Origin of the sequence: Kitasatospora sp. NPDC007106 (assembly GCF_040634455.1) — a bacterium.
Lineage (GTDB): Bacteria > Actinomycetota > Actinomycetes > Streptomycetales > Streptomycetaceae > Kitasatospora > Kitasatospora arboriphila.
In genome coordinates this window covers 1-10,095 of sequence record NZ_JBEYFP010000189.1, presented here as the reverse complement: position 1 = coordinate 10,095, position 10,095 = coordinate 1, and the positions used below count along the sequence as shown (strand labels likewise).

The following is a 10,095-nucleotide window of genomic DNA, read 5'->3' as shown; positions in this document are numbered from 1 at the left end:
GGTGCGACCGGCCGCGCCGCCGTGTCAGTACTGCTGGCAGCCGCCGCCGGAGTGCCCGAGGAAGAGCATCGCGTTGCGGGTCTGCGGGCCGTAGACGCCGTCCGGGTAGACGCCCGCGGTGCTCTGCACCCGGCGCAGCGCGGCCTTGGTGGCCGGGCCGAAGACGCCGTCGGCGGCGATGTTCTCGCCGTAGCAGTAGTGCATGGCGCTCTGCAGCACGTCGACGGCCTCGCCCTGGTTGCCCACCCCCAGGACGCAGTCCACCGAGCCGCCGGCGGTGCCGGGGACGAAGACCCCCATGTCGGCCACGGCGCGGGTGCAGGACGGCAGCGAGGCGGCGCCGGCCGGGGCGGTGCCCAGCCAGAGTCCGGACAGGGCCAGCGCGGTGGCGGCGGCGGTGCGTACGATGCGGGACATCCGGTGCTCCTACGGTAGGTCGAACAACTGTCCGGGCATCGTGCGCCTACGATCCGCCGGGCTTCCGCCGTTCCGGCGGAGGTGGCCGGAACACCGGGGAAACCTGTCCTGATCCACCGCCCCCGAGGGGACTCACGTGACGACACAGCTGCGGGCCGCCGTACTCGGCTCGCCGATCGCCCATTCGCTGTCGCCGGTGCTGCACCGCGCCGGGTATGCGGCGCTCGGGATGGCGGAGCGCCGCTACGACCGGTTCGAGGTGGACGAGGCGGGGCTGCCGGAGTTCATCGAAAGGATCGATCCCGCCGAGTGGGCCGGTCTGTCGCTCACCATGCCGCTCAAGCGGGCGGTCATCCCGCTGCTGGACGAGGTCTCGCCGGCCGCGCTGGCCGTCGACGCGGTGAACACCGTGGTCTTCGGGCCGGACGGCCGGCGCAGCGGCGACAACACCGACGTGCCGGGCCTGGTCAACGCGCTGCGCGAGCGCGGCGTCGAGCAGGTCGACTCGGCCGCCGTGCTCGGCGCCGGCGCCACCGCCTCCTCGGCGCTCGCCGCGCTGGCCGAGGTGTGCACCGGCGAGGTCGCCGTCCACGTCCGCAGCGCCGAGCGGGCGGAGCAGATGCGGCAGCTCGGCGACCGCCTCGGCCTGCGCGTTCGCACCGCCGCCTGGGAGGACGGCGCCGGGGCGCTGGCGCACCCGCTGACCATCTCCACCACCCCGGCCGGCGCCACCGACCCCTTCGCCGAGGCGCTGCCGGCCGAGCCCGGGGTGCTCTTCGACGTGCTGTACCACCCGTGGCCGACCCGGCTCGCGGCGGCCTGCGCGGAGCGCGGCGGCACCGTGCTCGGCGGGCTGGATCTGCTGGTGCACCAGGCGGTGCTGCAGTTCGAGGTGTTCACCGGGGTGAAGCCGGGCCCGCTCGCGGCGATGCGCGCGGCCGGCGAGGCGGCGCTCGCGGCGGGCTGAGGACGTTACCCGGGCCCCGGCGCGGCAAACCTGCGGGTGTCCATCCGGGTGTCCGCCACGCGGACCACGCGCCTGCCCCGCCGCGCGGCATGAAAGGATCGGAGCAGTGTGCGGGCCCGGTGGCCTCCTGCCCGAGGCCGGGCCCGCCGGACGAAAGCCCCGGTCGGCCCGTGCCGCACGGGCCGGGCCGCTGACGAAGGAGCTCCGTTGGGTAGGTTGCGCTGGCTGACGGCGGGGGAGTCGCACGGCCCCGCACTGGTCGCGACGCTGGAGGGCCTGCCGGCCGGTGTGCCGGTCACCACCGCGATGGTGGCCGACGCCCTGGCCCGCCGCCGGCTCGGCTACGGCCGCGGGGCCCGGATGAAGTTCGAGCAGGACGAGGTGACCTTCCTCGGCGGCGTCCGGCACGGCCTGACGATGGGCAGCCCGGTCGCCGTCATGGTGGGCAACACCGAGTGGCCGAAGTGGGAGCAGGTCATGTCGGCCGACCCGGTCGACCCGGAGATCCTGGGCGGCCTCGCCCGCAACGAGCCGCTGACCCGCCCGCGCCCCGGCCACGCCGACCTCGCCGGCATGCAGAAGTACTCCATCGAGGAGGCCCGCCCGATCCTGGAGCGCGCCTCCGCCCGCGAGACCGCGGCCCGGGTCGCGATCGGCACCGTCGCCCGCTCGTACCTCAAGGAGACCTGCGGCATCGAGCTGGTCTCGCACGTCGTCGAGCTCGGCGCCGCCCGGGCCCCGCTCGGCGTCTACCCGCTGCCCGCCGACGAGCCCCGCCTCGACGAGGACCCGGTGCGCTGCCTGGACGCCGACGCCTCCGAGCGGATGGTCGCCGAGATCGACCAGGCCCACAAGGACGGCGACACCCTCGGCGGCGTCGTCGAGGTGCTCGCCTACGGCGTGCCCGTCGGCCTCGGCTCGCACGTGCACTGGGACCGCCGCCTGGACGCCCGCCTGGCCGCCGCGCTGATGGGCATCCAGGCCATCAAGGGCGTCGAGGTCGGCGACGGCTTCGAGCTGGCCCGGGTGCCCGGCTCCAAGGCGCACGACGAGATCGTCCCGACCGCGGCCGGCGTGCGCCGCACCTCCGGCCGCTCCGGCGGCACCGAGGGCGGTCTGTCCACCGGCGAGCTGCTGCGGGTGCGGGCCGCGATGAAGCCGATCGCCACCGTGCCGCGCGCCCTGCAGACCCTGGACGTGCGCACCGGCGAGGTCGCCAAGGCCCACCACCAGCGCTCCGACGTCTGCGCGGTGCCCGCCGCCGGCATCGTCGCCGAGGCGATGGTCGCGCTGGTGCTGGCCGACGCGGTGGCCGAGAAGTTCGGCGGCGACAACGTCGCCGAGACCCGCCGCAACGTGCAGTCCTACCTCGACCACCTGATCGTCCGATGAGCGGGGACGCACCGGTCGTCGTGCTGGTCGGCCCGCCCGGGGCCGGCAAGTCCACGGTCGGCCGGCTGCTCGCCGAACGGCTCGGCGTCGGCTTCCGGGACACCGACGCCGACATCGAGGAGACGGCCGGCAAGCCGATCCCGGAGATCTTCATCGACGAGGGCGAGCCGCACTTCCGCGACCTGGAGGTGCGGGCCGTCCGCACCGCCGCCGAGACCCACCCCGGGGTGCTCGCGCTCGGCGGCGGCGCGGTGATGGCCGACGCCACCCGCGCCCTGCTGGCCGGCCTGCCGGTGGTGTACTTGGAGGTCGCGCTCGGCGACGCGGTCAAGCGGGTCGGCCTGGACGCGCCGCGCCCGCTGCTCGCGGTCAACCCGCGGGCCCGCTGGCGCGAGCTGATGGACGCCCGCCGCCCCCTCTACCTGGAGGTGGCCAAGGCCGTCGTCGACACCGAGGGGCTCACCCCGGAGCAGGTCGCGGACGCCGTAATGGAAGCACTGGAGCTGAAGCAGGCATGACCGACACCGTCACCATCCACGTCGGCGGCAGCGCCGGCCACGACCCGTACGACGTGCTGGTCGGCCACCAGCTGCTCGGCGAGCTCGCCCCGCTGATCGGCGGCAAGGCCAAGCGGGTCGCGGTGATCCACCCGGAGGCGCTCGCCGCCACCGGCGAGGCGGTCCGCGAGGACCTCGCCGCCGAGGGCTACGAGGCGATCGCCCTCCAGGTGCCCAACGCGGAGGACGCCAAGAGCGCGGAGGTCGCCGCGTACTGCTGGTCGGTGCTCGGCCAGACCGGCTTCACCCGCAGCGACGTGATCGTCGGCCTCGGCGGCGGCGCCACCACCGACCTGGCCGGCTTCGTCGCCGCCAGCTGGCTGCGCGGCGTGCGCTGGATCTCCATGCCGACCACCCTGCTCGGCATGGTCGACGCCGCCGTCGGCGGCAAGACCGGCATCAACATCGCCGAGGGCAAGAACATGGTCGGCGCCTTCCACCCGCCGGCCGGCGTGCTCGCCGACCTCGCCACCCTGGAGACGCTCTCCAAGCACGACTACGTCTCCGGCCTGGCCGAGGTGATCAAGGCCGGCTTCATCGCCGACCCGGTCATCCTCGACCTCGTCGAGGCCGACCCGGAGGCCGCCACCAGCCCGTCCGGGCCGCACACCCTGGAGCTGATCCGGCGGGCCATCCAGGTCAAGGCCGACGTGGTCTCCGGCGACCTCAAGGAGGCCGGCCGCCGCGAGATCCTCAACTACGGCCACACCCTCGGCCACGCCATCGAGCGCAACGAGCGCTACAAGTGGCGGCACGGCGCGGCCATCTCCATCGGCATGGTCTTCGCCGCCGAACTCGGCCGCCTCGCCGGCCGGCTCGACGACGAGACCGCGGACCGCCACCGCCGGGTGCTCGGCTCGGTCGGCCTGCCGCTCACCTACCGGGCGGACGCCTGGCCGCGGCTGCTCGATGCGATGAAGATCGACAAGAAGTCCCGCGGCGACCTGCTGCGCTTCGTCGTCCTGGACGGCCTGGCCAAGACCTCCATCCTGGAGGGGCCCGACCCGTCCCTGCTGGTCGCCGCCTACGCGGAGGTGTCCGGATGACCACCAAGGTCCTCGTCCTCAACGGCCCCAACCTCGGCCGGCTCGGCAGCCGCGAGCCCGACGTGTACGGCGCGACCTCCTACACCGGGCTGGTCGACCGCTGCACCGCACTCGGCGCCGAACTCGGCCTCGACGTCGAGGTCCGCGAGACCAACTCCGAGCTGCAGATGGTCGAGTGGCTGCACCAGGCCGCCGACGCCAAGACCCCGGTCGTCATCAACCCGGGCGCCTTCACGCACTACTCGTACGCGATGCGCGACGCCGCCGCCCAGCGCACCGCGCCGCTCATCGAGGTGCACATCTCCAACCCGTACGCGCGGGAGACCTTCCGGCACAACTCGGTGATCGCCTCGATCGCCTCCGGCACCATCGCCGGCTTCGGCCTCGGCTCCTACGAACTGGCGCTGCGCGCCCTCGCGGAGGAGCTCACCACCCGCTGACGTGCGATCACGTGGCCCGGTGGCGGACTGTGCCCGCCACCGGGCCGACGTGTAGTGTCCCGGTCGGGAGGTGACGATGTCGCAGTACACCGGGGGAGGACCGATGCCTCCGCGACCCGTCGCGCCGCCGTACCCCGCCCGGCCGGGTGCCGCGCCGGGGGTGGGCCGGCCGCCGTACCCGCAGCAGCCCACCGCCCAGCCGCAGCCCGGCGCAGCGGTGCCTCCCGCGGCGCCCGCGGCGCCGCCCACGGCCGCCATGAGCGTGCCGCCCGGCGCCACCGGCCACTTCGTCCTGCCGACCGGTGCACCCGTCCAACTGCCCGCGCACCCGCCGCAGCAGCAGCTGCCCACGGGCCCGATAGCCGTGCTGCTGATCGGCCCGGCCGGCGCCGGCAAGACCACCGTCGCCCGGCACTGGGCCGAACGGCAGCCGATGCCGACCGCGCACATCAGCCTGGACGACGTCCGCGAGTGGGTGCAGTCCGGCTTCGCCAACCCGCAGTCCGGCTGGAACAACGCCTCCGAGGCCCAGTACCGGCTGGCCCGCCGGACCTGCGGCTTCGCCTGCCGCAACTACCTCGCCAACGGCATCTCCTGCATCATCGACGACGCCGTCTTCCCGGACCGCCCGGCGATCGGCCTCGGCGGCTGGAAGCGCCACATCGGCCCCGGCATGATCCCCGTCGTCCTGCTGCCCGGCCTCGACTCGGTGCTCGCCCGCAACGCCCGCCGCAGCGGCAACCGCCGGCTCAGCGACGAGGAGGTCGCCCGCATCCACGGCCGGATGGCCGGCTGGCGCACCTCGGGCCTGCCGATCATCGACAACTCCCAGCTCGACGTCGCCTCCACCGCCGCCGCCCTCGACCGCGCCATCATGTCCCGCCTCACCGGCCGACGGTGACCGGCGGCGGTGCCCGGACGGCGCCCGACGCCTACGGCGTGGTCCGCTCCCGGCTGCGGCCGGGTGGTCAGCGGCGCGGGGGCAGCGCACGGCGGACGTAGGTCACCGTGAGCGACCCTCGTGGGCAGGCCTCTGCCCCGGGCGGCCGGTCGGGGGTGTCACCGGCGCCTGGGATGATGGAGGGACCGCGACGGACCAGACGAGGAGCTGACGCCCGTGCCCGAGGGCCACATCATCCACCGCCTCGCCCACGAGAACCACCGGGTGTTCGCCGACCGGCCGGTACGGGTCAGCAGCCCGCAGGGGCGGTTCGCCGAGGGCGCCGCGCGACTGGACGGCCGCCCGCTGGACGAGGCCGAGGCCCACGGCAAGCACCTCTTCCTCGGCTTCGGCGAGGACTGGCTGCACGTCCACCTCGGGCTGTACGGCGGCTTCACCTTCGGCAGCGGCGGCGCCCCGGCGCCGGTCGGCGAGGTGCGGCTGCGGATGGCGAACGACGAGGGCTGGGCCGACCTGCGCGGCCCCAACACCTGCGAACTCCTCGACCCCGCGGCGAAGGAGGCCGTCCACGCCCGGCTCGGCCCGGACCCGCTGCGCCCCGACGCCGATCCGGACGCCGCCTGGCGGCGGGTGGCCCGCAGCTCCACCACCGTCGCCGCGCTGCTGATGGACCAGAAGGTGCTGGCCGGCGTCGGCAACGTGTACCGCGCCGAGGTGCTCTTCCGCCTCGGCATCAGCCCGCACCGCGAGGGCCGCAGGGTCACCCGCGAGGAGTGGGACGCGATCTGGGCCGACCTGGTCGCCCTGATGCACGCGGGCGTCGGCGCGGGCCGGATCGACACCGTCCGGCCGGAGCACACGCCGGAGGCGATGGGCCGGCCGCCGCGGGTCGACGACCACGGCGGCGAGGTGTACGTCTACCGCCGCACCGACATGCCCTGCCTGATCTGCGGGACACCGGTGCGCACCGAGTCGCTGGCGGCCCGCAACCTCTTCTGGTGCCCCGGCTGCCAGCGGCGCTGAGCGCGGCCCTGCCCGGCCGTCGGCCGGGCAGGGCGACGGTCCGTCAGCCGCGCGGCAGCACCATGGACTGCACCTGGGGCAGCTTGCGCCAGTCGCTGGAGACGATGCTGGCGTGGGCGGCCGCGAGCTGGGTCACCCGGGCCCGGGCCTGGTCGGCCGTGGGGTCGGTGGAGCTGATGGCGGGCGCCACGTTGTGGGCGTCGGTCATGACCAGCAGGTAGTGCCGGGCGTCGTACCAGCCGGTGTCGATGCCGCCGACGTACGCCGAGGCGTCGCCGTCGAAGACCACGAACCAGGGCCGGATGCTGGCCTCGCCGTAGGCGTTGCGCGGGTCGCCGGAGACGGCGCCGTGCACCACCGGGAAGACCTGGGCCTGGCCGGCCCTGCCGGCCGCCGCGAGGTCGCGCAGGTAGCGGCTGTACTCGACGTCGGTGTGCAGGGTGTCGAAGGGGTTGCCCTCCTCGACGGTGCCGGGGATGACGTCCACCAGGACCCGGCCGGCGAGGGCGTCGCGGGTCGGCCAGTTGCCGGCCTTCGCGGCCTCGTCGAGGTTCGGGTAGCTGCCGCCGCCGGGCTTGGCGAGCAGGTCGGCGGGGCGGAAGACGGCGCTGCCGAGGTGGGCGGCTATCAGGGCGTCCAGCTGGGCCGGGCCCATGCCGCGGTTGGCGGCGAACCCGCCCTTGAGCTCCAGCTTGACGACGAGCGGGCCGCTCGACGGGTGGGCGGCGAGCCAGATCCGCAGGTCGTCGAGGCAGTACTCGAGGTTCTTGTTGGTGCCGCCGCTGTACAGCGTCGCCGGGCCGGTGGCGGCGGTGCAGTTGTTGGCGTTGCCGAGCGGGTTGGAGTGGCTGACCTTCCACTCCTTGGTGACGGTGTCCGTCCACGCGTCGAGCTCGATCATGCCGGTGCCGGTGTCCAGGCTCTGCGCGAGGAAGGGGAAGGCGGCCGGGTCGTAGGTGTTGTGGATCCCGACGGCGGTGGCCGAACCGAACGGCAGGCCGCCGCCGGTGGCGGCGCCGGACTGGTGCGCGGGGAGCAGGGTGGCGGCCGCGGCCAGCAGCCCCACGGCGAACGTACGGCGAAGCTTCACGGGTGTCTCCTCGTCAGGAGCCTGGGGACGGCGGGCCGGACGGACCGCCTCCGGAAGCATGGGCCACCGGAACGGCTTCGAGGTGACATGACAAGAAAACTTGGCTGAAGCTGACCCCCCGTCCCGCTGACAAACCGTCAGGAAGCCCTCATTCCGTGCAGGGGGCCGTACCGTGCAGGGGTTCCTGCCGTGCGGGCGGTCGTTCCGAGCGGGCGCTCAGTCGGCGCGCCCCAGCACCCCGTGCTCCAGCACCTCGGCCACCGCGGTGTCGGTCAGCCGGTAGCGCACCACCCGGCCGTCCCGCTCGCCCTCGACCACGCCCGCGGCGCGCAGCAGCCGCAGCGCCTGGGAGACCGCCGGATCGCGCATCCCGGTGGCCAGCGCCAGGTCGGTGACGGCCAGCGGTCCGGTGGTGTGCAGGGCGAGCAGCAGCGCGAGCCGCCCCGGGTCGGCGAGCAGGCCGAACACCTCCGCCCAGGCCCGGACCCGCCCGGTGTCGCCGATCCCGGCGATCGCCTCGCAGACCCGGTGCCCGTCGATGGTGCGGTGGCCTGCGCGATCGGCGGGGAGGAGGTGCATGGCGGCATTCTCGCAGGCCCACCGGCCGTGATCTACGACACCTGCGCGGTTGTGCAGGCTTGCAGCTGTCGGTCCGTCACCCCTACGGTGGAGCAGCCGTGGTGTTCGGGAAGACCGGTGCAGGACCTCAGGGTCCGAGTCCGGAGCGGCCCTCGCCACTGTGAACGGGGAGTCAATCCGTACCCCTCGCGGGTCACTGGGCGCAGGCGCGCCCGGGAAGGCCGGGTACGGGCACCGTCAGAACCTCCCCGTGAGCCAGGAGACCGGCCACGGCACCTCACGACGTCATTCCACGAGGTGCTGGAGCGTGAACCGCAGATGACCCTGCCCGCAACCGGTACGGCCGCGCCGCCGACCGCCCCCGGCCTGCCCGCCTTCCGCTGGCGCCGGGAGGACACCCTCCGCACGGCCGGCCTGCTGGCGGTCATCCTGGCGATGCACGTGGCCGCCTTCGGCACGCTCTTCCTGCTGGTCGTGCCGGAGCGCTACGAGGTCGGCACCCAGGTCTTCGGCGCCGGACTCGGCATCACCGCCTACACCCTGGGCATGCGGCACGCCTTCGACGCCGACCACATCGCCGTGATCGACAACACCACCCGCAAGCTGATGGCCGACGGCCGGAGACCGGTCTCGGTGGGCTTCTGGTTCGCCCTCGGCCACTCGTCGATGGTGGTGCTGATGGCCGCCCTGGTCGCGGGCGGCGCCCAGCTGGCCGGGGTGCTGATGGACGACGGCTCGACCACCCACCAGGTGCTCGGCACCATCGGCACCACCGCCTCCGGCGCCTTCCTCTACCTGATCGCCGCGCTCAACCTGGCGGCCCTGCTCGGCATCCTGCGGGTCTTCCGGGCGATGCGGGCCGGCACCTTCGACGAGGCGGAGCTCGAACGGCAGCTCGACTCGCGCGGGCTGATGAACCGCGTCCTGCGCCGCGCCACCCGCTCGATCTCCCGCCCCGGCCAGATGTTCCCGGTCGGCATGGTGCTGGGCCTCGGCTTCGACACCGCCACCGAGGTGACGCTGATGGTGATGGCCGGTTCGGGCGCCGCGGCGGGCCTGCCCTGGTACGCGATCGTCTGCCTGCCGCTGCTGTTCGCCGCCGGGATGAGCCTGTTCGACACCCTCGACGGCACGTTCATGAACTTCGCCTACCAGTGGGCGTTCTCCAACCCCGTCCGCAAGGTGTTCTACAACCTCGCCATCACCGGCCTGTCGATCGCGGTGGCCTTCGTCATCGGCACGATCGAGCTCGTCGCGGTGCTGCACGACAAGCTGGGCCTGAGTGACCCGGTGAGCGGCTGGATCGCCGGACTCAGCCTGGACAACGTCGGCTTCGTCATCGTCGGCCTGTTCGTGGTGGTGTGGGCGGCGGCGATCGGCTACTGGCGGATCGCCCGGGTCGAGCAGCGCTGGACGCCCGGCGGGGCGGCCTGAGGTGGCCCGCGGGCGGCCGCCCCGAACGGCGGACGGGGTGTCAGCCCGCCGCCAGCAGCAGCGTGCCCGCCACCGCGAGGCCCGCGCCGAGCAGTTGGACGCGCCGCAGCCGCTCCTTGAGCAGCCCCCGGGCCATCAGCGCGGTGACCACGGGGTAGAGCGAGGCCAGCACCGCGGCGACGGCCACCGACCCGCGGTGCGAGGCGGCGGCGAAGGCGGCGTTCGCGGCGACGTCGGCCACCCCGACCG

At 74.3% G+C, this 10,095-nt stretch carries 12 protein-coding genes and 1 riboswitch; of the genes, 8 read left to right on the top strand and 4 right to left on the bottom strand.

Annotated elements, in window-relative coordinates; translation table 11 throughout:
• Window positions 1-24: 24 nt before the first annotated feature.
• Complete coding sequence (locus tag ABZ641_RS17180; RefSeq protein ID WP_344624199.1) at window positions 25-417, bottom strand: peptidoglycan-binding domain-containing protein; 393 nt, start codon at window positions 415-417, stop codon at window positions 25-27.
• A 136-nt stretch (window positions 418-553) separates the two neighbouring features.
• Here ABZ641_RS17180 and ABZ641_RS17175 point away from each other — a divergent pair, with 136 nt between their 5' ends.
• The 7 genes from ABZ641_RS17175 to ABZ641_RS17145 all read left to right on the top strand — a co-directional run bounded on the left by ABZ641_RS17175 (window position 554) and on the right by ABZ641_RS17145 (window position 6,743).
• Entirely contained in the window at window positions 554-1,384 is an 831-nt protein-coding gene (locus ABZ641_RS17175; protein ID WP_344624200.1) for a shikimate dehydrogenase, read from the top strand.
• 207 nt (window positions 1,385-1,591) lie between these two features.
• Window positions 1,592-2,776 (top strand): chorismate synthase, encoded by a 1,185-nt coding sequence (gene aroC, locus ABZ641_RS17170; RefSeq protein WP_344624201.1) that lies wholly within the window; start codon window positions 1,592-1,594, stop codon window positions 2,774-2,776.
• Window positions 2,773-3,294, top strand: a complete 522-nt coding sequence (locus ABZ641_RS17165; RefSeq protein ID WP_344624202.1) for a shikimate kinase — start codon at window positions 2,773-2,775, stop codon at window positions 3,292-3,294. The genes aroC and ABZ641_RS17165 overlap by 4 nt, the downstream gene beginning before the upstream one ends.
• Window positions 3,291-4,379: a 3-dehydroquinate synthase gene (aroB, locus tag ABZ641_RS17160; protein ID WP_359982689.1), complete on the top strand. Its 1,089-nt coding sequence runs from the start codon at window positions 3,291-3,293 to the stop codon at window positions 4,377-4,379. Before ABZ641_RS17165 ends, aroB begins: the two co-directional genes overlap by 4 nt.
• Window positions 4,376-4,819 (top strand): type II 3-dehydroquinate dehydratase, encoded by a 444-nt coding sequence (aroQ, locus tag ABZ641_RS17155; protein WP_344624204.1) that lies wholly within the window; start codon window positions 4,376-4,378, stop codon window positions 4,817-4,819. The genes aroB and aroQ overlap by 4 nt, the downstream gene beginning before the upstream one ends.
• Window positions 4,820-4,895: 76 nt before the next feature.
• Window positions 4,896-5,720: an AAA family ATPase gene (locus ABZ641_RS17150; protein WP_359982686.1), complete on the top strand. Its 825-nt coding sequence runs from the start codon at window positions 4,896-4,898 to the stop codon at window positions 5,718-5,720.
• Window positions 5,721-5,936: 216 nt separating this feature from the next.
• Window positions 5,937-6,743 carry a DNA-formamidopyrimidine glycosylase family protein gene (locus ABZ641_RS17145; RefSeq protein ID WP_344624206.1) on the top strand — a complete coding sequence of 269 codons (807 nt, stop codon included), beginning with the start codon at window positions 5,937-5,939 and terminating at the stop codon, window positions 6,741-6,743.
• Between the two features lie 43 nt (window positions 6,744-6,786).
• Here ABZ641_RS17145 and ABZ641_RS17140 read toward each other — a convergent pair whose 3' ends face one another.
• Window positions 6,787-7,833: a phosphatidylinositol-specific phospholipase C domain-containing protein gene (locus tag ABZ641_RS17140; RefSeq protein WP_344624207.1), complete on the bottom strand. Its 1,047-nt coding sequence runs from the start codon at window positions 7,831-7,833 to the stop codon at window positions 6,787-6,789.
• Between the two features lie 216 nt (window positions 7,834-8,049).
• Window positions 8,050-8,412: a metalloregulator ArsR/SmtB family transcription factor gene (locus ABZ641_RS17135; RefSeq protein WP_344624208.1), complete on the bottom strand. Its 363-nt coding sequence runs from the start codon at window positions 8,410-8,412 to the stop codon at window positions 8,050-8,052.
• 82 nt (window positions 8,413-8,494) lie between these two features.
• Window positions 8,495-8,699, top strand: a riboswitch (cobalamin riboswitch).
• Window positions 8,700-8,730: 31 nt separating this feature from the next.
• On the opposite strand from ABZ641_RS17135, the gene ABZ641_RS17130 reads away from it, so the two are divergent.
• Window positions 8,731-9,846: a HoxN/HupN/NixA family nickel/cobalt transporter gene (locus ABZ641_RS17130; protein ID WP_359982683.1), complete on the top strand. Its 1,116-nt coding sequence runs from the start codon at window positions 8,731-8,733 to the stop codon at window positions 9,844-9,846.
• Window positions 9,847-9,886: 40 nt separating this feature from the next.
• Here ABZ641_RS17130 and ABZ641_RS17125 read toward each other — a convergent pair.
• On the bottom strand, window positions 9,887-10,095 hold a 209-nt coding region (locus ABZ641_RS17125), incomplete at its 5' end, for an EamA family transporter (RefSeq protein ID WP_359982680.1).

Excerpts from the sequence above, each read along its gene's own strand:
- ABZ641_RS17180 (WP_344624199.1), bottom strand. The coding sequence starts at position 417 with ATGTCCCGCATCGTACGCACCGCCGCCGCCACCGCGCTGGCCCTGTCC.
- ABZ641_RS17165 (WP_344624202.1), top strand. The coding sequence starts at position 2,773 with ATGAGCGGGGACGCACCGGTCGTCGTGCTGGTCGGCCCGCCCGGGGCC.
- aroB (WP_359982689.1), top strand. The coding sequence starts at position 3,291 with ATGACCGACACCGTCACCATCCACGTCGGCGGCAGCGCCGGCCACGAC.
- aroQ (WP_344624204.1), top strand. The coding sequence starts at position 4,376 with ATGACCACCAAGGTCCTCGTCCTCAACGGCCCCAACCTCGGCCGGCTC.
- ABZ641_RS17150 (WP_359982686.1), top strand. The coding sequence starts at position 4,896 with ATGTCGCAGTACACCGGGGGAGGACCGATGCCTCCGCGACCCGTCGCG.
- ABZ641_RS17135 (WP_344624208.1), bottom strand. The coding sequence starts at position 8,412 with ATGCACCTCCTCCCCGCCGATCGCGCAGGCCACCGCACCATCGACGGG.
- ABZ641_RS17130 (WP_359982683.1), top strand. The coding sequence starts at position 8,731 with ATGACCCTGCCCGCAACCGGTACGGCCGCGCCGCCGACCGCCCCCGGC.